At 69.2% G+C, this 22,269-nt stretch carries 23 protein-coding genes; 11 read left to right on the top strand and 12 right to left on the bottom strand.

The window, feature by feature from the left end:
- Nucleotides 1-52: 52 nt before the first annotated feature.
- Together NFL01S_RS02890 and NFL01S_RS02885 are read right to left on the bottom strand one after the other, a co-directional pair.
- Nucleotides 53-730 (bottom strand): GTP cyclohydrolase II, encoded by a 678-nt coding sequence (locus tag NFL01S_RS02890; RefSeq protein ID WP_062971065.1) that lies wholly within the window; start codon nucleotides 728-730, stop codon nucleotides 53-55.
- A 201-nt stretch (nucleotides 731-931) separates the two neighbouring features.
- Entirely contained in the window at nucleotides 932-2,443 is a 1,512-nt protein-coding gene (locus tag NFL01S_RS02885) for a carbohydrate kinase family protein (protein WP_062971063.1), read from the bottom strand.
- 372 nt (nucleotides 2,444-2,815) lie between these two features.
- Here NFL01S_RS02885 and NFL01S_RS34100 point away from each other — a divergent pair, with 372 nt between their 5' ends.
- Entirely contained in the window at nucleotides 2,816-3,196 is a 381-nt protein-coding gene (locus NFL01S_RS34100; protein WP_174555628.1) for a hypothetical protein, read from the top strand.
- Nucleotides 3,197-3,205: 9 nt separating this feature from the next.
- On the opposite strand, the gene NFL01S_RS02875 is transcribed toward NFL01S_RS34100, so the two are convergent.
- From NFL01S_RS02875 to NFL01S_RS02865, 3 genes are read right to left on the bottom strand one after another with little or no spacing between them, the layout of a single operon-like run.
- Nucleotides 3,206-4,282: a quinone-dependent dihydroorotate dehydrogenase gene (locus NFL01S_RS02875; RefSeq protein WP_062971384.1), complete on the bottom strand. Its 1,077-nt coding sequence runs from the start codon at nucleotides 4,280-4,282 to the stop codon at nucleotides 3,206-3,208.
- A gap of 5 nt (nucleotides 4,283-4,287) precedes the next feature.
- Nucleotides 4,288-4,554, bottom strand: a complete 267-nt coding sequence (locus tag NFL01S_RS02870; RefSeq protein WP_033246167.1) for a DUF5703 family protein — start codon at nucleotides 4,552-4,554, stop codon at nucleotides 4,288-4,290.
- Nucleotides 4,554-5,546 (bottom strand): NHL repeat-containing protein, encoded by a 993-nt coding sequence (locus NFL01S_RS02865; RefSeq protein ID WP_062971059.1) that lies wholly within the window; start codon nucleotides 5,544-5,546, stop codon nucleotides 4,554-4,556. The genes NFL01S_RS02870 and NFL01S_RS02865 overlap by 1 nt, the downstream gene beginning before the upstream one ends.
- A 193-nt stretch (nucleotides 5,547-5,739) precedes the next feature.
- On the opposite strand from NFL01S_RS02865, the gene NFL01S_RS02860 reads away from it, so the two are divergent.
- Genes NFL01S_RS02860 through NFL01S_RS02850 form a run of 3 tightly spaced genes read left to right on the top strand, consistent with a single transcriptional unit; the run spans nucleotide 5,740 to nucleotide 8,924 of the window.
- Complete coding sequence (locus NFL01S_RS02860; RefSeq protein ID WP_062971058.1) at nucleotides 5,740-6,087, top strand: hypothetical protein; 348 nt, start codon at nucleotides 5,740-5,742, stop codon at nucleotides 6,085-6,087.
- A gap of 19 nt (nucleotides 6,088-6,106) precedes the next feature.
- The gene (locus NFL01S_RS02855; RefSeq protein ID WP_062971382.1) at nucleotides 6,107-6,661 is read left to right on the top strand and encodes a WKL family lipoprotein; all 555 of its coding nucleotides are present in this window, start codon (nucleotides 6,107-6,109) and stop codon (nucleotides 6,659-6,661) included.
- 16 nt (nucleotides 6,662-6,677) lie between these two features.
- Nucleotides 6,678-8,924, top strand: a complete 2,247-nt coding sequence (locus NFL01S_RS02850) for an MMPL family transporter (protein WP_084492344.1) — start codon at nucleotides 6,678-6,680, stop codon at nucleotides 8,922-8,924.
- Nucleotides 8,925-9,114: 190 nt separating this feature from the next.
- On the opposite strand, the gene NFL01S_RS02845 is transcribed toward NFL01S_RS02850, so the two are convergent.
- The 4 genes from NFL01S_RS02845 to NFL01S_RS02830 form a co-directional block, all read right to left on the bottom strand.
- Nucleotides 9,115-10,089, bottom strand: coding sequence for a heme ABC transporter ATP-binding protein (locus tag NFL01S_RS02845; protein WP_084492343.1), 975 nt, complete (start codon nucleotides 10,087-10,089; stop codon nucleotides 9,115-9,117).
- 122 nt (nucleotides 10,090-10,211) lie between these two features.
- A complete protein-coding gene (locus tag NFL01S_RS02840) occupies nucleotides 10,212-11,303 on the bottom strand; it encodes a FecCD family ABC transporter permease (protein ID WP_084492342.1) in 1,092 nt (363 codons plus the stop codon).
- Nucleotides 11,304-11,499: 196 nt separating this feature from the next.
- Complete coding sequence (locus tag NFL01S_RS02835; protein ID WP_084492341.1) at nucleotides 11,500-12,612, bottom strand: heme/hemin ABC transporter substrate-binding protein; 1,113 nt, start codon at nucleotides 12,610-12,612, stop codon at nucleotides 11,500-11,502.
- 50 nt (nucleotides 12,613-12,662) lie between these two features.
- Nucleotides 12,663-13,637, bottom strand: a complete 975-nt coding sequence (locus NFL01S_RS02830) for an aldo/keto reductase (protein WP_062971052.1) — start codon at nucleotides 13,635-13,637, stop codon at nucleotides 12,663-12,665.
- 447 nt (nucleotides 13,638-14,084) lie between these two features.
- Here NFL01S_RS02830 and NFL01S_RS02825 point away from each other — a divergent pair, with 447 nt between their 5' ends.
- The 6 genes from NFL01S_RS02825 (at nucleotide 14,085) to NFL01S_RS02800 (ending at nucleotide 19,563) form a co-directional block, all read left to right on the top strand.
- Nucleotides 14,085-15,026, top strand: a complete 942-nt coding sequence (locus NFL01S_RS02825) for an undecaprenyl-diphosphate phosphatase (RefSeq protein WP_245670502.1) — start codon at nucleotides 14,085-14,087, stop codon at nucleotides 15,024-15,026.
- A 76-nt stretch (nucleotides 15,027-15,102) separates the two neighbouring features.
- Nucleotides 15,103-15,804: a histidine phosphatase family protein gene (locus NFL01S_RS02820; RefSeq protein ID WP_062971050.1), complete on the top strand. Its 702-nt coding sequence runs from the start codon at nucleotides 15,103-15,105 to the stop codon at nucleotides 15,802-15,804.
- Between the two features lie 123 nt (nucleotides 15,805-15,927).
- Nucleotides 15,928-16,512, top strand: coding sequence for a DUF3090 domain-containing protein (locus tag NFL01S_RS02815; protein WP_033246259.1), 585 nt, complete (start codon nucleotides 15,928-15,930; stop codon nucleotides 16,510-16,512).
- On the top strand, nucleotides 16,509-17,309 hold the full coding sequence (locus tag NFL01S_RS02810) for an SCO1664 family protein (RefSeq protein ID WP_062971048.1): 801 nt from the start codon (nucleotides 16,509-16,511) through the stop codon (nucleotides 17,307-17,309). Before NFL01S_RS02815 ends, NFL01S_RS02810 begins: the two co-directional genes overlap by 4 nt.
- A gap of 169 nt (nucleotides 17,310-17,478) precedes the next feature.
- Nucleotides 17,479-18,720, top strand: a complete 1,242-nt coding sequence (gene mshC / locus NFL01S_RS02805; RefSeq protein ID WP_062971046.1) for a cysteine--1-D-myo-inosityl 2-amino-2-deoxy-alpha-D-glucopyranoside ligase — start codon at nucleotides 17,479-17,481, stop codon at nucleotides 18,718-18,720.
- Nucleotides 18,721-19,002: 282 nt separating this feature from the next.
- Nucleotides 19,003-19,563 (top strand): TetR/AcrR family transcriptional regulator, encoded by a 561-nt coding sequence (locus NFL01S_RS02800; protein WP_062971044.1) that lies wholly within the window; start codon nucleotides 19,003-19,005, stop codon nucleotides 19,561-19,563.
- 59 nt (nucleotides 19,564-19,622) lie between these two features.
- Here the strand turns inward: NFL01S_RS02800 and NFL01S_RS02795 are convergent, their stop codons facing one another.
- A complete protein-coding gene (locus tag NFL01S_RS02795; protein WP_062971042.1) occupies nucleotides 19,623-20,201 on the bottom strand; it encodes a TetR/AcrR family transcriptional regulator in 579 nt (192 codons plus the stop codon).
- A gap of 117 nt (nucleotides 20,202-20,318) precedes the next feature.
- Between NFL01S_RS02795 and NFL01S_RS02790 the strand changes: the two genes are divergently transcribed.
- A complete protein-coding gene (locus NFL01S_RS02790) occupies nucleotides 20,319-21,008 on the top strand; it encodes a class I SAM-dependent methyltransferase (RefSeq protein WP_157116179.1) in 690 nt (229 codons plus the stop codon).
- 166 nt (nucleotides 21,009-21,174) lie between these two features.
- On the opposite strand, the gene NFL01S_RS02785 is transcribed toward NFL01S_RS02790, so the two are convergent.
- Both NFL01S_RS02785 and NFL01S_RS02780 read right to left on the bottom strand, forming a co-directional pair.
- Nucleotides 21,175-21,636 (bottom strand): VOC family protein, encoded by a 462-nt coding sequence (locus tag NFL01S_RS02785; protein WP_062971040.1) that lies wholly within the window; start codon nucleotides 21,634-21,636, stop codon nucleotides 21,175-21,177.
- Nucleotides 21,633-22,238: a DinB family protein gene (locus NFL01S_RS02780; RefSeq protein WP_062971038.1), complete on the bottom strand. Its 606-nt coding sequence runs from the start codon at nucleotides 22,236-22,238 to the stop codon at nucleotides 21,633-21,635. Before NFL01S_RS02780 ends, NFL01S_RS02785 begins: the two co-directional genes overlap by 4 nt.
- Between the last annotated feature and the right edge of the window lie 31 nt (nucleotides 22,239-22,269).

Below are 22,269 nucleotides of genomic sequence, written 5' to 3'. Positions count from 1 at the left end.
GGATCACCCATGGTAGCCGGGGAACGCCGCTGGTGGGGGCGTTCTGTCTGGGTCAGCCGACGACGGTGATCTGCTCGCCTATCGGCCGGTCCGTGGCCGGTGCCGGCGCCGAGGCAGGTTCGCTCGCCGGAATCCAGTGCCCGCGCCGACGACGTTTCGCTTCCAGATACGCAGCCGCTCGTTCGCTGAGTGGTGGTGTGCACAGCGGTTCGATCGTGACGTCGATACCGGCTGCGCGAACGGCCTCGACCTTTTCGGGATTGTTGGTGAGCAGCCGGACCCGGGCGAGTCCGAGCCTGCCCAGGCTGTCCGCGGCGTGCGCATAGCCGCGGGCATCTTCGGGGAAACCGAGGCTGCGGTATGCGGCGAAGGTGTCCGCGCCGGTGCGTTCGGACACCCGGTAGCCCTGAGCCTTCGCGATGAGCCCGAGGCCACGCCCTTCCTGCTCCAGATAGACCAATACGCCGTGCCCCGCTTCTTGGATGAGATCGAGGGATCTGCGGAGCTCCGGTCCGCAATCACAGTCCTGGGAATCGAGCGCTTCACCGTAGAGGCAGCGGGAGTGGATCCGCACCAGGCAACCGTCGGCGGGCCGGCCGAAAACCAGCACGTGGCCGAGTTGCGGTTCGCCGTCGACCACGGGTAACACCTGCAGTGGGGATTCGTGGCCGTTGCGGGTGAACCGGTGCTCGGTCGTGGCGACAGCGGAAGGCTCCGCGGCTGCGGTCAAGGTCGATACTCCTTCGGTGATTTGTCGGTACCGCAAAGTATGGATGGGTCCGGGCTACCGCAGCGCTCGGCCCGCCGATCGGGGACATCGTTCCCGTGCGATGGCGGGCCGGTAGGTGACTTTACGCCTGCCTGCACCTGTATGCGCACTCCGCGCGCGGCGGGGCGGTGAGGTCCGGGAACTCTCGGACCGGGCACCGGGTCAGTGCCTTTCGGCGGTGAGCCGGATGATGCGGTCCACCTCGTCGGCGGTGGGCATGGCGCCGGGGACGTCACCGGCGAACGACTGGGTTGCCACCATGGCGGCCGTCGCCCAGGTGTAATCCTGTTCGTCGGCCACCCGGCAGATCGGCCCGCCTTCGCCGTCGGCTACCGCCGGGCGGGACAGCAAGCGATACACCAGCGCCGCGGAGAAGGCGCCCCGCGAACCCGGTACATCGGTGAGAGCCGCGGCCTGGAACCGCGGGATTTCGAGGGCCAGCCGGTCGGAGCGGACGGTGCAGCCGAAATCCTCGACGACGCAGACGACGCGGGTGCCCAGCATCTGGAGCTGCCGAGCAATATGGGCCCCGGACCGGGCGGGTATCTCGGGAACCATACTGTCGAGCTCCTGGGTGGACCCGATCAGGTAGTCGACGGTGGACAGGTAGCGGTACAGCACCTGAGGGGTTTCGGCCTGGGCCGCGGCGAGCAACAGGGTGGGCCGCTTCGGAAGGTTCTGCAGCGTCGCCAGGACCCGTTCGATCACCGGTAGCGGCGGTTCGAGGGTGACCAGAACGGCATCGGTTTCGGTGAGCGCGGCCTGGATTGCCGGTCCGCTGAGTTCGGCGGTGGTGAGCCGGATGCGATCGTCCTCGCAGAAGATCGTGCCCGCGATACCCGTTTTGCCGACGATGAGTGCGGTGAGGGGGGTGGTGGCGTCGGGTACGACCCTGACCAGTGATGTATCGACCTTTTCGGAACGGAGGTAGTCGAGTATCCGGCGTCCGGCCTCGTCGTCGCCGACTGCGCTGATGAGCCGGACGTCGATACCGAGACGGGCGGCGGCAACGGCACGATCGAGTCCTTTGCCACCGGGGTTGTCGCTGAAACGGCCGCGGGCGAATCCGCGCGCATCCGGGATTTCGTCGACCCGGTAGATATGGTCGATGACGGCGTCGCCGACGATGGTGAGCGTGCCGATCCGGCCGGAGTTTCCGTGGCCGGTGCTGTGGGGGGATCGGGGGTCGGTGTAGATGTTCCCGGTGACCAGCAGCGCGGCGAGCGCGGTGAAGGCACGCCGTTCAGGGGTGGCGCGCAGTGAGCGCACGGTGGGCGCGGGGGGAATCGCCTCGGCGTCGGCGATCTCGTGCAGCCGCCGCCAGTGCGCGGACAGGTATTTGCGGCGGTCACCGAGGTCCTGCGAGTAGAGATCATCGGGGTCGACTCCGGTGGTCTCGGTTTCCCGCAGCAGGCCGAGGGACAGTTCGGCGTCGGTGATGACGCGGTGAGTCGGCGGGAGGCGGCGAGCGTGTTCGCGGATGACCGGCAGCACGGCGGCGGTGCGGGTGATGCCGTGGGTGGCGGCGTATCGCCGGATGACCGGGAGGTCGAGCAGGGGAATGATATCGATTTCGGTGGTCGCCAGGCGGTCGGGGCTCAGTCCGGAGCGTTTGCAGAGCCGGGTCAGGATATTGCGGATCGCGACGATTGCGGTGTCGTCGGTCGGGGACATACCGCGGCCTTTCTCGTCTTTCGCCGTCGCCGAGGGGTTTCGACCCGGTCGCATATGGCAATAACCATAGTGCAGGACGGCGTTTGACATATGCATTGACCCGCGGAACTGTCAAATGACACACTGGAAGTAGCGTTTCCCTCGATCAGAGGTACGGGAGGGCCTGGTGATGACAATGACGACAGCCCGGTTCCGCGGATTCCGATATCCAGCAGCATGTCGATCCGTCGCCTGCGCCGGGACGGACCCGGAGGCATCCTCCGCGACGGCGCGCTGAGCGCGCCCGGCGGTCCGCCCTTATCCGACGGCAGCGATGCCGCGCCGGCTCTGGTTCCGGCCCGGTATCGGTGCCGAGCCCCTGAGGAGGCAGCTGTGAGCATTCATATCACCGACTGGCTGATGACCAGCGGTATTTCCCTCGAGTTCGCCGAGCGCGTGCAGACCCGCCACGGATCGTCGTGGCTGTTGAGCTGGTTGCCCGGCCGGGCCCTGTCGTTCGAACAGGCCTACGCGGCAATGGAACTGGACGAAATCCTGTCCGCCCCGGAGCTGGTCTACGACGACGCTGCGCTGGCCTGGGCCCGGCATCGGGCAGAGCTGCTCGGGCTCGTGTTCGAGCAGGTCGTGGTCCTGCTCGCCACCCGTGTCGAAGACAGGCTGGCGGAGGCGCGGATCATGCAGGACGAGCCGGTAACCGTGCCCACCGGATATCGCGACGATCCCGGCGCAATCCGTAGCGGTTCGGCCGCCTGACCCGCCCGTTCAGCGGTTGCCGGTGTGGCCGGCGCCCACGGCGTCGGCCAGGCTGTTGTAGCCGCCGGCGCGGAGCCGCTCGGCGATCCCGCGGTGTATCCGCCACGTCCACAACGGCCCGCCGTAGATGAACCCGGTGTAGCCCTGGAGCAGTGACGCGCCCGCCAGGATCCGTTCCCAGGCCTGGTCGGGAGTTTCGATACCGCCCACCGAGATCAGCACGAGCTGCCCGCCGACGCGGGTGTACAGCCGTCGCAGCACCTCCAGCGAGCGGTCGGCCACCGGCGGCCCGGACAGCCCACCGGCCCCGATGGCTTCGACCGCGGCGGGATCGCTGTGCAGGCCGTCGCGCCCGATGGTGGTGTTGGTGGCAACGATTCCGGCCAGGCCGAGCTCCACGGCCAGATCGGCCACCGCGTCGACATCCTCGTCGGACAGATCCGGCGCGATTTTCACCAGCACCGGCACCCGCACACTCTCCAGCACCGCGGTCAGGACGGGACGCAGCGATTCGACCGCCTGCAGGTCTCGCAGACCGGGAGTGTTCGGGGAACTGACATTGACGACCACGAAATCGGCGTGCGGTCCGAGCAGGCGTGCGCTGGTGGCGTAATCGCCGGCGGCGTGCTCGGCGGCCACGACCTTGGTCTTGCCGATATTGGCGCCGATCGGCACCGACGGCACGCGGCCGTGTAACCGGGCGGCCGCGGCGGCGGCCCCGTGGTTGTTGAACCCCATCCGGTTGATCAGGGCGCGGTCGGCGGGCAGCCGGAACAATCGAGGTTGCGGATTACCCGGCTGGGCGGCGGCGGTGACGGTGCCGACCTCGGCGAATCCGAAACCGAGCGCACCCCAGGCGTTCGCCCCGGTGGCATCCTTGTCGAAACCGGCGGCCAGCCCGAGCGGCGCCGGGAAATCGACCCCGAACACGCGGGTATGCAGGACGGGATCGGGTACGGCGAAAAGGCGGTGCAACAGGGCGCGGGTGGGGGCAAATGCGGTGGCCGCGCGGATCACCCCGAACACGAGGCGGTGGATCCGTTCCGGCGGCACCAGGAACATCAGGCGGAGCAGTAATCGGTACAGCACGTTCATAGCTCCGTGGTATGCCCCGCCGGGCTGGTGAGCGCGGTTTTGCGGCGGCGCAGCAGAACGCGGCGGCTGCCGTCGGTGTAGGCGCGGACCCGGGACAGTTCCCAGCCGCCGAATTCGGCCTGGATGGCCAGCCGCATCGATGCGGTCACGCGGGTGACGTCCGGGGGGAGCCGCAGGGGGATGTACTCGTAGTCGTCGCCGGTGGTCTCCCATCCGGTGGGGAGTTTTGCCCGCGTCGCCGCGCCACGGTGAGTGGATGCCATCACTGCCCTCTCTCGCGCTGGTCCGCGGATATCCGTTGCAGACCCGGTTCGGTGGCCGAGCCGATGTAGAGGTCGCCGGTATCGGCGTCGACGGTTACCGCGTTCGGCTGCCGGACGGTGGGGTAGCGGTCCACCTCCCGCGGTGCTCCCGTCGACAGGTCGTAGCCGACGATCTCGTTGCTCTGCGTGCACGTCACCCATACGGTGTCAGAACCCCGGTCGTAGGCGAGTGCGTAAGGCGACGATCCTACCGGGTAGCGCTGCCGGAGGACGAGCGGTTCGGTGGTGAACACCAGCAACTGACCACTGTCGGGGTCGGTGACGACGACCCGGCTGTCGGGGGCTTCGATCACATTCGCGGCGCCGATTCCGGCGCGTAGTGCCAGCCCGAGGTTCTCGTAGCCGGGCTCGATCTCGGTGAGCAGTGTCTGGCGACGGTCGAGGACGGCGAGGGTATCGCCGGTGAGCGCGATCCGGTCGGTGGAGGCCAGCCCGGTGACGGTCTGCCGGACCTTGCCCGTGCCGTCCAGGACGAGGACGCGACCGTCGGCGGTCCCGGCGATCAGGGTGCCGTCCGGGCGCGCGCGGGCAGTCTGCAGATCGCCGTCGACCGCGACCTCGGTGACCGTGCGGCCGGCGGCGTCGACCCGCATGATCACCCCATCGCCCGCGGCGAGGAATTCGCCCGGGGTACCGGCGGTGAGATCGCGGGCCGGAGTCGGTAGACGTACCTGATGGACGGTGGGCGGCGTGGTCCCGGGATCGAGTACCACCAGACCGGTGCCCGCCGGATCGAGGCCGGCGAGGAAACCGCTGCCGGGATCGGTGGTGAGGGTGGTGAGGGGAGCGGGGACCGGGTACACGTCCCCGGCCGGGGCCGAAGCCACGGGGGGCGATACCGCCGGGGCCGCCGGTTCCCGGGTGGGTGCATCGCCCGCACCGGAATCGGGATCGCCGGAGCAACCCGCCAGCAGGGCGGCGGCGAGCAGCACGACGACGACGGTACCGCGGGGTCGCCGGTGTCGCGCTCGTCTCGCTGTGCCCGGAAACGACCGATACTGCATGGGATTATCTGATCACGACCGGGTGGTCACCTGTACCGGCGGGGTGTGGGGTGTCGGCGGCCGGTCGCGTGCGGGGCGGGTTACCGTACGGATCTGACGGTGCGGAGTTCAGGAGTCGACGATGCACGAGGTGCCGGGGTTTTCCGCCGAGGAAGTGACGACGGGCCCGTTCGCGCACGGGTTCGGCCGTACCGGGGACGGGCGGACGTTCGCGTTCCGTACGGTCCGGGCGGCCCTGCAGGTGGAGATCTACCGTCCGGACCTGGATTCGGACGTGCCGGGGCCGGAGGACGTGGTGGCCGTGGCCGAAGCCCGGGTGACCGATATCGATCTCGACGATGCGCGCAGTGTCGTCGCGTTGGTGCGGGATCTGCTGCCGCGGGCGACTTCGCCGCCGGGGGGCCGTAATGTTCCGACGGTACGGGCCCTGCTGGCACGTATCGGCTCGGTGATCGAAGGCAGGCAGTGAGAGTGGTATGCAGGACGTGATGCGGTACACAGCTGTTTCCCGGCCGATGCGCGCGATGCGTGCGAGTGGCGCCGTGGCGGCCGCGGCCGCGGTGGTGCTGCTCACCGGGTGCGGGACCGGTGTCGACGAGGATTCGGTGGCGGCCGCCCGGTCCTCGGCGAAGGCGGCGTTATCGTCCTCGGCGGCGGCGACCTCGCAGGAGCTGGCATCGCGTGCGCTGCCGACCGCCGCGGAACTGGACACCCAGATCAAACGGGCGCTGGATCCGGCGCTGCCCGATACCGAGCGTACGAAACTGATCGAGGACGGGGATGCGTTCCGGGACGCGATTCCGGATATGTACAAGGCGTTGCAGGACAATCCGCGCGCCGTCTACGGCGTCACCGATCCGGTGTTCGACAATCACGACGGCACTGTGACGGCGACATTGCGGCTGGACAAGGACGGTTCGGGCACGGCGGTCCGCACGACGGTGGTGCATTTCATCTATCTCGACGGTGCGTGGAAGCTTTCGCGCACCGATCTGTGCGGGATCCTGCGGTCCGCGGACTACCGCACGCCGGCCTGCGGTTAGTAGCGGGCCGGCGCAAATGTTGACGGCGGGGAACGGACGGTGGGGTCGTTTCGTGTACCGGCACCGGATCGCGGTGCTGGTGATTTCGCTGTTCGTGGTCGCGCTGTCCGGGCTCTACGGCCGGGATCTGGCGGATCGGCTCACGCAGGAGGGCTGGTTCGACGAATCCAGCGAATCGGTGGCGGCGTCGAAATTGGCCGATGCCACCTTCGGCCGCGATACCGACAGCGATGTGATCGCCCTCTACACCGCGCCACCGGGGAAGACGGTGGACGATCCGCAGGTGCGGGCGGCGGTGACCGGACAGCTGGCGGGTCTGCTGCGCGACCATCCGGACCGGGTGCTGCGCATGGACAGCTATTGGGACAGCGCCCTGGCCGGACAATTCGCCGACGACTCCCGGACATACGCGTTCGCCAGCATCGGGCTGCACGGGGAGGGGTCGGCGACCGTCGACAACTACCTGGCGATCGCCGGCGACCTGGCAGCCGGCACTCCCGGCGCAGGACCGGCCGGGACGACCGTGGAGCTGGCCGGGCTGCAACCCGTGGTAGAGGGCATCAACACCGGCATGCAGGACGATATCCGGCGCGCGGAGATGATCGCGCTTCCGCTGGTGGCGCTGCTACTGTATTTCGTCTTCGGCGGCGTGGTCGCGGCACTGCTCCCGGTATTCGTCGGCGGTATGACGATCCTGGGCACCCAGGGCATCATGCGGCTGCTCACCGGGCATATCGACGTGAACGTATTCGCCGGCGCGGTGGTGACCCTGGTGAGCCTGGGGCTGGCGATCGACTACGGCCTGTTCACGGTGACCCGGTTCCGGGAAGAACTGGCCGCCGGCGGCGAGAGTGAGTCGGGCCCGGAGGCGGCAGCGAAGCGTAACCACGGAGGGCCCTCGTCCACGCCGGACAGAGACCGCAGGGTGGAGGAGGCCGTAGCGCGGACGGTGGCGACCGCCGGCCGCACGGTGATGTTCTCGGCGGCGATAATCGCGGTGAGCCTGGGCGCCCTGTTCATCTACCCGAACGGCGTGCTGCGATCGGTACCCTACGGCGGAATCAGTTCGGTGCTCCTGGCGGCCGTCCTGTCGGTGACCGCGCTGCCGGCCATGCTGGCGATCGTGGGCCACCGTATCGATCTGTGGAAATGGCGCCGATTCGCCCGCGCAAGTACCGAGGCCGAGATCGATCGCGGCATCTTCTCGCGGCTGGCGGTCCGCGCGATGGCGCGGCCGTGGGCGGTGATCGTGCCGGTGGTGCTGGGTCTGCTGCTGCTGATGGTGCCGTTCCGGCATATCGAGTTCGGCGGGTTGAGCGAGAAATATCTGGCACAGGACAATCCGGCGCGGGTGGCGCAGGAGAGATTCGATGCGCTGTTCCCCGGGTTCCGCACCGAACCACTGCGGCTGGTGGTGACGGGTGCGGATGCGGCGCAGTTGAGCGATATCCGCTTGCAGGCGAATGTGACACCCGGCCTGACCGGCCCGTTCGAACCGGCGGCGCCCACCCGGGACGGGATCAATGTGCTGGAAGCCGGACTGGTGGACGAACGGGCCGCCGATACCGCGATCGCGGTGCTGCGCGGTATCGAGGAACCGGACGGTGTACGGGTGATGGTGGCCGGGGTGCCGGCGCTGGAGCGGGACAGTATCCACGGATTGCTGGAGGGTCTGCCACTGCTGGCGCTACTGCTGGTGGCGGCTGCGGTGGCGTTGATGTACGCGGCGTTCCGGTCGCTGATCCTGGCGGTGAAGGCGGTCGTGATGTCGGCGCTGAGTCTCGGCGCCACGCTCGGCATCCTCACCTGGATCTTCGTGGAGGGCCACGGCGCGGAACTGTTCGATTTCACGCCCGGGCCGCTGATGTTCGCGGTACTCGTGCTGATCGTGACCGTGGTGTTCGGGCTGTCCACCGACTACGAGGTGTTCCTGCTGTCCCGGGTCGCCGAGGCGCGGGCGAACGGCGCCGACCCGCCGGAGTCGATCCGGTACGGGATCGCGCACACCGGCGGTGTGATCACCTCGGCGGCCGCGATCCTGATCGTGGTGACCGGTGCGTTCGGCTTCTCGGAACTGGTGATGATGAAATACATCGCCTACGGCATGATCGCGGCGCTCATCCTGGACGCCACGGTGATCCGGATGCTGCTCACTCCGGCGGTACTGAAGTTGATCTGGCGACCGAGATCCCCCGGCGCGGCGGCCGGTGTCGTGGTGGGTCCGGAAACGGCGGCCTCCGGGGCGCAGGCCGAGAAGACGTAGCCGGGCCGGCGTCACCGGTCGGACAGGGCCGAGAGATTGCCGGGACCGGCCCGGTAGCGGTGACCGGAAGATGGTGTGAGCCGGGCCGAGGATGCGGGTCGGTGCGGCTGTCGCCGGCGCACCGTCGGGTGTGGCCGGGGAGATCGGCAGTATTCCGCAGTCGGTCGTCTGTGGGCGCTGCGCCGAGGGGTCAGGTGCGCGCCGACCGGGCCGGAAGCACCAGTTGCACACCGGTATCCGGATGGTCGAGGACCTCGATCGGGTAGCGGTAGACGCGGCTGAGCAATTCCCCGGTGAGGACCTCGCGCGGTGTACCGGTCGCGGCCAGCTGTCCGTTGTCGAGGACGGCGACGCGGTCGGCGTAGGCGGCGGCAGAGGCCAGGTCGTGCAATACCACGACCACCGCGGCACCGGCGGCGGCCCGGTCGGCGGCCAGGGTCAGCACGGCCTCCTGATGGCCGAGATCGAGGGCCGCGGTGGGTTCGTCGAGCAGCAGGGTGGCGGTGTCCTGAGCCAGCACCCGGGCCAACGCGACCCGGGCCCGTTCACCACCGGACAGGCTCGGAAACGACCGCCCCGCCAGATGCGCACAGTCGGTCGCGGCCATGGCGCCGGTGATCACCGCATCGTCCCGGTCGGCTCGGGGAGTGCGCTGCCAGGGTGCGCGCCCCATCGCGATCACCTCGGCCGCGGTGAACGGAAACCCGACGATGTGGGATTGCGGGAGGACGGCGCGGCGACGGGCCATATCGATCGGAGTCCAGTGATCGAGCGGCCGGCCGTCGAGTTCGACCTCGCCCTGCTCCGGGACGAGTTCTCCGGCCAGCACGGCGAGCAGGGTCGATTTACCGGCACCGTTGGGTCCGACCAGCGCCAGAACCTGGCCGGCGGTGACGTCCAGGTCGACGTTGTCGAGGACACGGCGGGTGCCGCCCCCGCCACCGTGCCGGTCCAGGGTGACGCCGCGGGCATGCAGGGTGACGGTGCCCGGGTCGGTGGGGGCGGGCAATCGGTGCGCTCGCCGCAGTAGTCCGGTGACGCGGCGGCGCAGCGGGATCCGCCCCGCGGCCGTGCCGAGCCCACCGGCTACATGAGGGAGCCCTGCCCGGGAATGCCGTGCCGTGTGCTCCGTGCCCGATGCGCTCGTACCGTGCGTAGAGGCCATGGACGAGGGTCCTCCGTGGTGATGGCGCGCTGCGGTGTCCGGGTCCCCCGTGCCCTGTCCGTGCGGGATGGATGAACGCCCGTCACCGTTGCGGGACCCTGCCGTTTCCGGCCCTGGCTCGGTCATGCCCACCCTCCCGAACGCGCGCGGGTGCGGCGCAGCAGCCAGAAGAAGAACGGCCCGCCGATCAGCGAGGTGAGCATGCCGAGCGGCAGGTCGGCGTTGTCGACCAGCGAACGGGCGGCGACATCGGCGGTGAGCAGGACGACGGCGCCGGTCACGGCACTGACCGGGATCAAAGCGCGATGCCCCGGCCCGACGATCATGCGCACCACATGCGGGACGATCAGTCCGACGAACAGGATGATGCCGGTGAACGCGACCCCGGCGGTGGTGAGGACGGCGACGATCACGATCACGGTGCGCCGCAGCCGCTCCACATCCACCCCGAGGTGGCGGGCCGCGGATTCGCCGAGCGCCAGCAGGTCCAGCCGCGGCGCCACGACGACGGCCGCCGCGACGCCGGTCGCGGCGAGTACCGCGACCACCACAACCGCGTCCCAGGTGGCGCCGTTGAGGCTGCCCAACTGCCAGAAGACGATCTGATCGCGGGCGGCGGGGGAGGCGACGAACAGCAGAAAGGCGATGAGCCCGCCGGCGAAGGCATTGATCGCGACACCGGTGAGGACCAGGGTCACCACTTCGGTGCGGCCGCCGGACCGGGACAGTAGGTAAACCAGCACGGTGGTGATCAGTCCGGCGACGAATGCCGCGGCGGCCACCGACCAGGCGGCGACGAACGCGCCCCCGAACACGATTACCGCGCCGGCACCGACCGCGGCACCGGAGGACACCCCGATCACCCCGGGCTCGGCGAGCGGGTTGGCGAACACGCCCTGGAGCAGCGCACCGGCGGTGGCGAGCGCGGCACCGACGAGGATTGCGAGCATCACCCGCGGGAACCGCACCTCCCACAGGGTGACCTCCCCGGCCGGATGGGCGGGTAACGGCCCCCAGTCCAGCCCGATCCGGTGGGCGATACTGCCGGCCACTTCGGCGGGGCCGGTGGGAACCTGCCCGACGGCGGCGGAGACGACCGCCAGTGCTATCAGCGCGACAAGCGCGACTGTGAACGCGAGCGCCGCCCGGCGTCTGTGATGGTGACCGAGGTCCGGGGCGATGGACTGTCGCGGTTTGTCCAGCTCTACGGTCATGCCGGTACGCCCGTCGGCACACCGCGGCGCCGGGTCCGCGCCACCTCGCACGGGCTTCGGTGCTCGGCCCGGTCCGGGGGCTCTGCGCGGTCACCGCGCGTCGTCGGCTCCGGGCACGGCACCGTTATGCCGCGTCGATCGATGACCACGGACTGTGCGTGGCAATGCTTCGTCCCTGGGGGCGGACCTGCTGCGCTCATGCGGTGGGGTGACCATAGATGGCGTCGGACAGGGCGGTGATGACGCGACCGGTGTTCGGACCGAAGGACAGCAGCACCGAATCCGACATATCGACGATCCGTTTGTTGCGGCCCGCGGGTGTCTGCGCGATACCGGGTATCTGCGAGATACCGTCCACCCCGCCGATCGATTGCATTCCGTCGGTCATGACCAGCAGTACATCGGGCGCCGCGGCGATCATCGCCTCGCTGGTGATCGCCGTGAACGGTTCGCTCACCCCGGATTCGACTCCGGCGTCGCGCGCACCGAGCGCGGCGATGAGCGCGTCCGCGCCGGACCCGGGCCCGGCCAGCATCGTGATGGCACTGGAACGCAGGTACAGGAACGCGATCCGCAGCGGCGGGTCCTGGGCGGGCACCGCGGCCGATGCGGCGGCTATCTCGTCCTGGGTGCGTTGCGCGAGCTGCTGTCCGCGCTCGGGGACACCGAGGGCGCCGGCGACGGCCTCGATCTGCGGGACGACCCCCTCCATGGTGCGCTCGGGGTCGAAGTAGACGACGGTGACCCCGGTCGCACGCAGCTGTTCGCGTACGGCGGACGAAGCGCTGGTGGTATCGGTGAGGAAGACGCTGGGCCGCAGCGCGAGGATCGACTCGACATTCAACGCGCCGTTGCCGCCGGTGACGTTCGGCAGATCCGCCACCGCGGGGAACGAGGCGGCAGTGCTGCGGCCGACCAGGTTGTCGCCGAGCCCGAGTGCGTACACGATCTGGGCGAGCGTGCCGTACCGGTCGGCGGCCACGATCCGGCTCGCGTCGGTGACCGTGACCTCGGCGCCGTCGAAGGACCGGACGGTCGCGGGTAACGCGGGAACCGGGGGCGGGGTGAGCGGTACCGGGTCCAGGTTGTCCAGGACCGCGGTGGCCGGTCCCTGCTGTCCGGTCGTTGCGGCCGGTTCGGTGCCACCGCAGGCGGCGGTGAGCACGAGCAGTCCGGCGGCGAGGCCGGTCAGTAGCGCCCGCACCCTTCGCGGGCGGGTGCGCGCCGGGCCCGGGGTGCGTCTGGTGCGCACGAGCGCGGTCCCTCCGTGGTTACGTTCCGCTGCCGCCTCCGGACCCGACTCGCTCATGTAGGCAAGGCTAATCCGTGCCGCGGTGTGGTGATCGCCCCCGCCCCCGGCTACGGGGTGGAGCTCACATCGTCGAGGGCGGCGGCGATCGCGCGCGGCAGTTCCAGTGTTTCGGCGGCCAGCACTCCGGTGAGCTGGCCCATATCGCGGGCGCCGACGAACATGCTCGCCACTCCGGGCCGGTCACGCACCCAGGCCAGCGCGACCGCCAACGGTGAGGTCGCCAGCCCGTCGGCGGCGGTGACGAGGGCATCGACCACGGCGGTGGCGCGATCGTCGTCGAGGCGGCCGCGGATCTCCGCGGCGGTGGCTTCGTCGGCGGCGCGGGAATCCGCGGGTACCCCGTCGCGGTATTTGCCGGTGAGTATTCCGGCGGCCAGTGGCGCGGTGGCGACGATTCCCGCGCCGTGGTGGGTGGCGGCCGGTACCGTATCGTCCTCGGCGCCGCGGGTGAGCAGCGAATACGGCGTCTGTACGGCGGTGACGGGAGTGCGGGCGGCCAAGCTCGCCAGTTGCCATGCGGTGAATCCGCGGACCCCCGCGTAGCGGACGCGGCCGGAACGGACCGCGTACTGCAGGGTGTCGGCGATCTCGTCGAGCGGTGTGGCGGGATCCCAGGCGGTGACCTGCCACAGGTCGAGGTGATCGGTACCGAGTTCGAGCAGGGTGCGGTCGAGTTGGCGCAGCAGGGTGCGGCGTGAGCAGTCGACGGTGATCCGCGCCTGCTCCGGCATCGGCGGTTCGCTTCCGGCGGGGACAGCCGGTAGATAGGGCACTTGACCCGCGCCCGCGCACAGGACGAGGTCGTCGCGGGACACCAGGTCGCCGAGGAGGTCGGCAAGGATCCGCTGTGCGGCGCCGCCGCCGTAGGCGGGGGAGGTGTCGACGAGGGTGCCGCCCGCTTCGGTGAACGCGATCAATTGCGCGGCGGCGGTCTCGGCATCGGTGCGGCTGCCCCAGGTATGGGTGGCCAGCCCGATCCGGGAGACCCGCAGCCCGCTGCGGCCGACGGTGCGCTGTTCCATCACCGGGGCCCCGGGCCCAGCGGAGCCGGCACGATCGGGCGGGGCCGGGAGATGGTGGCGGAGCGTATCCACGCAGGACCCGCGCTCGTGCCGGGAGGACGCAGGACGAGCGGGTCGCGCCCGGAGGCGGTAGCGGAGCGTAACCGAGTAGGGCTGGCGCTCATGCGCAGACGGCACAGCACGGTTCGACGTTTCCTCACGGCGCCCAGCCTAGAGCGTGACCGGGCGGTGACCGCCCGCGGCGAACGGTGGGCGCGGCGTGTCCGCCGCCGGCGATATCGACTTCGCTGCCGGCGAAATCGACACCGCCGGGCCCCGGTCGCCGTGCGCGCCCGGGATAGGGCACTGTAGGGTCGCTGCGGTCGATCGCCGGGGATCGTGCAGCGGCTGCGGTGCCGTCGAGTGAAGGAAGAGCGGGGTTTTCGGCGTGGTTCAGGAGGATGTGTGATCGGCGAGTCGATGACCTGGGTGCAGGCGTTGGTACTCGGTGTGGTGCAGGGATTGACGGAATTCCTGCCGGTTTCGTCGTCGGGACACTTACGGATCGTGTCCTCGGTGTTCTTCGGTGAGGACGCGGGCGCGTCGTTCACCGCGGTCACCCAGCTCGGTACCGAAGCGGCGGTGCTGTTGTTCTTCGCCAAGGACATCTGGCGGATCGTGAAGGTGTGGTTCGCGACCGTGTTCGAGAAACTGAGCGCCCGGGAACGAGTGCCGCTCGCCGAACAGGTCACCACGAAGCTGCCGGTCGTCACCGGTTCCGGGCCCGTGGGGTACGACCCCGAGGCCGAGGCGCAGCGCGAACTCGACTACCGCATGGGCTGGTATGTGATCATCGCCACGATCCCGATCGGGGTACTCGGCTTCCTGTTCAAGGACCAGATCCGCACGGGCGCACGCAATCTGTGGCTGGTGGCGATCATGCTGATCGTTTTCGCGCTGGTGATCGCGGCGGCCGAGCACTACGGCCGCAAAGAGCGCCCGATGGAACAGCTCACCACCCGTGACGGCGTGGTGATGGGTTTGGCGCAGTGCCTGGCGTTGATTCCCGGTGTTTCGCGTTCCGGCGCCACCTCCAGCGCGGGCCTGTTCCTCGGTCTGAAACGCGAGGCTGCGGTGCGGTTCTCGTTCCTGCTGGCGATTCCCGCGGTCACCGCGTCGGGTCTGTTCAGTCTACCGGACGCTTTCGAGCCGGCCGGTGAGGGGCTGAACGCCTCCGGCCCGCAACTGCTGGTGGCCACACTGGTTTCGTTCATGGTCGGGTACGCCTCGATCGCGTGGCTGCTGCGCTTCGTGGAGCGGCATTCGTTCTACTGGTTCGTCGGGTACCGGATCGTGCTGGGTTTCGTGATCATCGGTTTGCTCGCCGCCGGTGTCGTGTCGGCGACGTGAGCGAGCCGGGACGGGAGATGGCGCGGGGCGGGTTCATCGGGCATCGCCGCGCCGCGGCCGCCGTTAGGCTGGCAACATGACGGTGATCCTGTTGCGACACGGCCTGTCGACATCCAATACCGGAGGGACCCTCGCCGGGCGCAGTCCGGGGGTGGAACTCACCGACCGCGGTGGCGGACAGGCGCGCGGGGTCGCGGCGCGGCTCGCGAGCCTGCCGATCACCCGGATCGTGACCTCACCGATGCTGCGCTGTCAGCGCACGGTATCGCCGCTGGCCGCCGATCTGGAACTGGAACCGGTCGTCGACGACCGGCTCGCCGAGGTGGATTACGGCGAATGGACCGGTCGCAAGATCAAAGACCTGCTGGCCGAACCGCTGTGGCAGGTCGTGCAGCGGCATGCGTCGGCGGCGGTGTTCCCCGGTGGAGAAGGGCTGGCGCAGGTGCAGGCCCGGGCGGTATCGGCCATCCGGGAACACGATCGCGCCCTGGCGGAGTTGCACGACGGGGACCGGCTGTGGGTGGCCTGCACTCACGGCGATGTCATCAAGGCGGTTCTGGCCGATGCGCTGGGAATCCATCTCGACGGATTCCAGCGGATCATGGTGGAACCCGCCTCGCTCAGCGTTGTCCGCTACACCCGGACCGCGCCGTTCGTCACCCGGATGAACGACACCGGTTCGGACCTTTCCGGTCTGGCGCCGTCACCGGCCCCCGAATCCGGGGCTTCGGGCCCGGTGCCCGGCGGTGAGATCGGCGCGGGAAGGAAAGACGGATAATGGGTATGCCCGATACCGGCGGATGCGCCACCTCTCGGCGGCGTCGGGCGGCTCGGCGGGTGCGCCGGGAAACGGCGCGGCGGAGCACCGCAGCCGAACAGGGTCACGTATCAGGAGGTGCATGTGTCACGAGCAATCCATGTATTCCGCACCCCCGAACGTTTCGTCGCCGGAACTGTCGGTGAGCCGGGCGATCGCGCGTTCTACCTGCAGGCGGTGGAGGAACCCAGGGTGGTGAGTGTGCTGCTGGAGAAGCAGCAGGTGAAGGTGCTCGCCGACCGGATGGGTCTGCTGCTGGACGAGGTGGCGCGCCGGTTCGGTGAGGAGGTGCCGCCGCAGGCCGAGCAGGTCAACGACAACGACCCGCTGGTGACCCCGATCGACGCCGAATTCCGTGTCGGCACCATGGGGCTGGGCTGGGATGCCGACGCGGGTGCCGTGGTGGTGGAGTTGCTGGCGATCACCGAAACCGAGGTGGACGAATCGGTGGTCCTCGACGACACCGAGGAGGGGCCCGACGCGGTGCGGGTATTCCTCACCCCGGACCAGGCGCGGGAGTTCGCGCTGCGGTCCACGCGGGTGATCGCCGCCGGGCGGCCGCCGTGCCCGCTGTGCGGGGAGCCACTGTCGGCGCGCGGGCATATGTGCGTGCGCACCAACGGGTACAAGCGCGGCGAACTGTTCGGCGCGAACGATCTGGAGGAATGATGGTGGCCGGGGACACGCTGTCCACCGGTGAGCTGACGGTTCTGGGCCGGGTGAGTGTCGCCAGTAACGTGACCCTGGTGTGCGATCTCGCGACCGGTGACGGTGCTGTGCGAGTGGTGTACAAGCCCGTGCGCGGGGAGCAACCGCTGTGGGATTTCCCCGACGGCACCCTGGCCGGCCGGGAGGTGGCGTCGTATCTGATCTGCACCGCGCTGGGCTGGCCCGTGGTCCCGGAGACGGTGCTGCGGGACGGGCCGTACGGTCCGGGAATGGTGCAGCGCTGGATCAGCACCCGCGAGCCCGGTACCCCCGGCAGCACCCGCCTGGATCTGGTGGATCTGTGCCCGCCCGGGCTGGTTCCGGACGGTTACCGGGAGATCCTGCGGGCCTACGACGGCGCCGGTGACGAGGTCTCGCTGGTACACGCCGACGACCCGCGGTTACAGCGGATGGCGGTGCTGGATGTGCTGTTGAACAACGCCGACCGCAAGGGCGGACACGCGCTGGAGGGCCTGGACGGCGAGGTGTACGGCGTCGATCACGGGATCTGCCTGCACCAGGAGAACAAACTGCGCACCGTGCTGTGGGGCTGGGCCGGTGAACCCGTTCCGGCGGATCTGCTCGCCGATATCACCGCCTTCACCGACGCCCTGCCCGGCGAGCTCGCCGACGGGCTGGCCGAACATCTCACCGATCCCGAGATAGACGCCGTGCTACGCCGCGCCAAACGGCTGCTCGACGATCCGGTGATGCCGTTACCGGTCACTTCCCGCCCCATTCCGTGGCCGGCATTCTGACGGCTCCACCAGCCCGGCTCATCGGATGATTCATTCCCGTCGAGGGCAATGCTTGTTTTCCCCGATCCGCGGGTTCCGTGCAGGTCCGCGTGCCGCCCCGGCCCGTGACCCGGGCCGCGGTGGCGGGGTGGTCGGTACCCGGCCGTTACCGACCTCTACTCTCGAAGGTATGCAGTCCTGGTCCGATACCCCGATTCCCGCGGTCCCCGGAGCAGGGCCCCCCTTACGCCTGCACGACACCGCCGACTCCTGTACCCGCCCGGTGACCCCGGGGGCGACGGCCACCATGTACGTCTGCGGTATCACCCCCTACGACGCCACGCACCTCGGTCACGCCGCCACCTATCTCACCTTCGACGTGGTGAACCGGGTGCTGCGCGACAACGGGCACGATGTGCACTACGTGCAGAACGTCACCGATGTCGACGATCCGCTGTTCGAGCGCGCGGCCCGCGACGGTGTGGACTGGCGGGATCTGGGCACCGGGGAGATCGAACTGTTCCGTGCCGATATGGCCGCGCTGCGGGTACTGCCGCCGCGCGACTACGTGGGGGCGATCGAATCGGTGGACGAGGTGATCGAGCTGGTGCGCAAGCTGCTGGCCGCGGGCGCCGCCTACACCGTCGAGGACACCGAGTTCCCGGATATCTACTTCCGCATTGATGCCACCGAACAGTTCGGCTACGAATCGGGCTACGACCGCGAGACCATGGCGCGGCTGTTCGCCGAACGCGGCGGTGACCCGGATCGCCCCGGTAAACGCGATCCACTCGATGCGCTGCTGTGGCGGGCCGAACGCCCCGGCGAACCGGCGTGGCCGTCACCGTTCGGCCCGGGGCGGCCCGGCTGGCATATCGAATGCGCCGCCATCGCGGTGAACCGGCTCGGCACCGAATTCGATATCCAGGGCGGCGGCAGCGATCTGATCTACCCCCATCACGAGTATTCCGCGGCGCACGGTGAGGCGCTGGTGGCCGGCCGCCGATTCGCCCGCCACTACGTGCATACCGGGATGATCGGCTTGGACGGGGAGAAGATGTCGAAGTCCAAGGGCAATCTGGTGCTCGTATCGAAGCTGCGGGCCGCCGGAGTGGATCCCGGCGCGATCCGGCTGGGCTTGTTCGCCGGCCACTATCGCGCCGACCGGATGTGGACCGACGAGGTCCTCACCGAGGCGCAGGCGCGGCTGGATCGCTGGCGGCAGGCGGTGATCGCCCCGGCAGCGCCGGCGGCGGCAGATGCCGTTGCCCGGGTACGCACGCATCTGGCGGACGATCTCGATACTCCGCGTGCCCTGGCCGCGATCGACGCCTGGGTGCGCGACACCCTGGACTACGGCGGGACCGATACCGCCGCCGGCGCCGAGATCGCCACCGCCGTCGACGCCCTGCTGGGTGTGCGGTTGCGCTGACCGGGCCGCGGTCTCACACCGGGGTGCACGAATTCGGCTATCGAACTGCGCAAGGACGCGACGGCCGGAGCGCAGGCGATCGTCACCACCGGGCCCCGGCCGGCGTCGGTGCCGATTCCTACCCGCGGCCCGGCGAGGGTTCGCTCATGTCGGTTCGGGCACGGCCCCTTCGGCCGTCCCCGGGGCCGGTGAACCCTCACAACCGGCCCTCTCCGCGATCGGGCCATACGGTACTGTTCGGTGCTCGAGATCCCCTCCGTTCCCCGAGCAGATCGGCGCCGTATGTCTCGTATCGTCAGTAAGGACAACTATTTCGACACCGGCCTGGAGGTGCTGTCCGACCTCGGGTTCCGGCATCTCAATATCGGTGTGCTGTGCCGCCGGCTGGGGGTGACCAGCGGTTCCTTCTACCATCATTTCGGTAGCTGGCAGACGTATGTGGATGCGCTACTGGAACATTGGGAAAACCGGCAGGTGCTGATCCTGCGGTCGCTGCGATTCGATCCCGCCACTCCCGATTCGGCGATCGGGGCGCTGTCGGATCTGACGCTGGGCCTGCATCATCGGGCGGAGGCGGCGATCCGGGCGTGGGCGGCGAACGACGAATCGGTGGCGGTGGCGCTCAAACGGGTCGACGAATCCCGCCGGCGTACCGTCCGCCGGACCATCTCCGGTGTGGTCGGTGACGAGGAGATCGCCGCGGTGGACACCGAATTGGGGATGGCCATGCTGATCGGGTATCAGCAGATGGTCGCTTCCGGGCAGGATGTCCGGCTGGAACAGTTGCTGAGTGAGTACGCCCGGCTCGTCTACTCCCATCACCGGCCCGCCACACAGGACTGATCGGGGCCGGGCGGACCCGGTATCGGCCGGAAACCGACGGCACGCGCCGGCGGCCCGGGTTATTTCAGGACGAGCAAGGCGGCACGCTCCAGCCGGTCGGCGATATCGGCGTACGACTCGTATCCCATTCCGGCGCGGACCAGTGCCCCTGCGTACAGCAATTCCAGCGATTCCACGGTGTCCGGATCGGTTTCCGGTTCCAGCGCGCGGGTGAGACGGTGGCGGATCTCCACTCCGATGCGGGTGCGTAGATGCTGGACGTCCGGGTCGCGGCCGAGTAGCGCGCTGGTCACCGCCCCCGACAACTCCTGTTCGTCGGCCACCAGCAGCGCGATCCCGCGCAGTTCGGCCAGTACCCGCACCGTGGGGTCGGCGTCTTCGCTGACCGGTGTTTCGGAGGCCCGCAGCCGGCGCCAGAAGATCTCTGCGACCAGGTGTTCCTTCGAGGAGAAGTAGGTGTAGGCGGTGGCGGTGCCCACACCGGCGGCGCCGGCGACCATTCTGATGGTGAGTCCTGCGAAACCTTCCCGCGCGAGCACTTCCATAGCTGCTCTGGTGAGCTTGTCGACAGTGTCCGCCTGCTTTCCGCTCAGCCGGCGCCGGGTGGCCTCGAGAATTCTGGAATCGCCTTCGGACATGTGTCTAGATAGTAGTGTCGGTGCGGTACCGGATCAACCGACTCCCCGGCCGGCGGGACGAGTAGTGTCGGTCACCGCCCATGCCGGACGAGTTCGCCGAAGAGAGACCAACCTGCGATGACTGCCCCAGCCCCCACCGCACCGCTGACCGACGAGCAGCTGTTCGACCATGCCCGCCGTGCCACCGGATTCATGCCGGAGGACGAGGGCCGGGCCCTGCACGCCGCCGCGGTGCACTACTGCCGCGGCGGGGTGATCACCGAAATCGGCACCTATTGCGGTAAATCCGCGATCCTGCTGGGTGCCGCCGCCCGCGCCCGCGGTGGGGTGGTGTTCACCGTCGACCACCACCACGGCTCCGAAGAACACCAGCCCGGCTGGGAATACCACGACACTTCACTGGTGGACCCGGTGACCGGCCGTTTCGACACCCTGCCCCGCTTCCGGCACACCATCGATACCGCGGGGCTGAGCGATACCGTCCTCGCGATCGTCGGTGCCTCGGCGCGCGTCGCACCGAGCTGGCGTACCCCGATCGAATTCCTGTTCATCGACGGCGGGCACACCGAGGAAGCCGCCGACCGCGACTACCGCGGCTGGGCGAAATGGGTCGTCCCCGGCGGCGGCCTGGCCATCCACGATGTTTTTCCCGACCCCGCCGACGGCGGGCAAGCGCCCTACGGCATCTACCGCCGAGCCCTCGACAGCGGCGAATTCCGCGAGGTCTCGGCCACCAGCTCGCTGCGCATCCTCGAACGGATCGCCCCGTCCGCCGGCGAGCCCGCGGGCTCGTCCACGCGGTCGTGACCAGCACGCCGACAACCTAGCGGTGCCGTGAATCCGGCTGCGGCGGCGCATGGCTGGATGTTCGGGAGAGCAGGCGCCGATCTCGCCTCGGCACCGCCGATCCGATCGCGACTACGCGGTGCCGTGTCCGGGCGTCGCCTGCCCGGGCGGCCTGCTGATGCCCTGATCAGTCCAGGCAGAACTCGTTGCCCTCGGGATCGGTCATCACGATGAAACCGGCCTCCATCGGCGGGTTCGGTTCGAAGCGCCGCACCCGCGCCGCGCCCAAGGCGACCAGTCGCTCGCATTCGGCTTCCAGCGCGGCCATCCGTTCCTCACCCTGCAACCCCGGAGCTGCCCGGATATCGAGATGTACCCGGTTCTTGGCCACCTTGTCTTCCGGTACCTGCTGGAAGAACACCCGCGGACCGCGGCCGTCCGGATCCTCGATGGCCGAGCGCGTATTGCGCTGTTCGGGCGGCACGCCGATCCCGGCGAGGAACTCGTCCCACGCGGCCAGCGGATCGGCGCCTTCGGGCAACCGGACTCCCGGCGGGCCGGGATGCACATAGCCCAGGACATCACGCCAGAAGGTCGACAGTGCCCGTGGATCGTGGGCGTCGAAAGTGATCTGCATATCGCGGCTCATCGTGGTTCTCCGTTCGTGGCGTGGGTGTGCAGGAAGAGGTCGTGCAGCAGGCAGACTTCGGACAGATGGTGAATCAGTTCCCGGTGAATATGTAGCACCAGATCGGCCATGGGGGCGTCCGGGTAGGGCTCCTTCGGGCCGACCGGTACGGCCGGCGCCGCGTTACGGAGGCCCCGCACTCCGTCCAGCCAGATACCCAGCTGGGTGTCGAGCTGCTCGAACGCCGTTCTCGCGTCGCCGACGTAGGTCCAGGAGTCGTAGGACGCGGCGGGCGCGCCGAAATGTGCCGCGTTCCGGGCGGCGAGCACGCCGACGATGACATGCCCGAGTCGCCAGGCGATGGTGGTGAACGGTGCGGGGTCCGGTTCCGGGAATCCGTAGTCGATGGTGAATTCCCCGATGCCGGCCTGAATCGGCGCGGACGAGGTGCCACGCGGCCGTACGCTCCAGGCCTCCGGCACCGGCGACCAGAAGTACTCGTCATCGGTGAGGTCCCGGAGCCGGTCGCGCAACTGATGCTTCCAGTGGAATTCGACCTGCTCACGCAAGCTGCGATTCCAGTCGAGTGTGTCGGTGCCCCATAACGCCACCCTGGCACCCATGGCGGACAGGATCGGTCCGCTATATCTGAAA

The organism is Nocardia flavorosea NBRC 108225 (assembly GCF_001613385.1).
Lineage (GTDB): Bacteria > Actinomycetota > Actinomycetes > Mycobacteriales > Mycobacteriaceae > Nocardia > Nocardia flavorosea.
The sequence above is the reverse complement of the archived record's forward strand: the minus strand, read 5'-3'. Positions and strand labels throughout refer to the sequence as shown.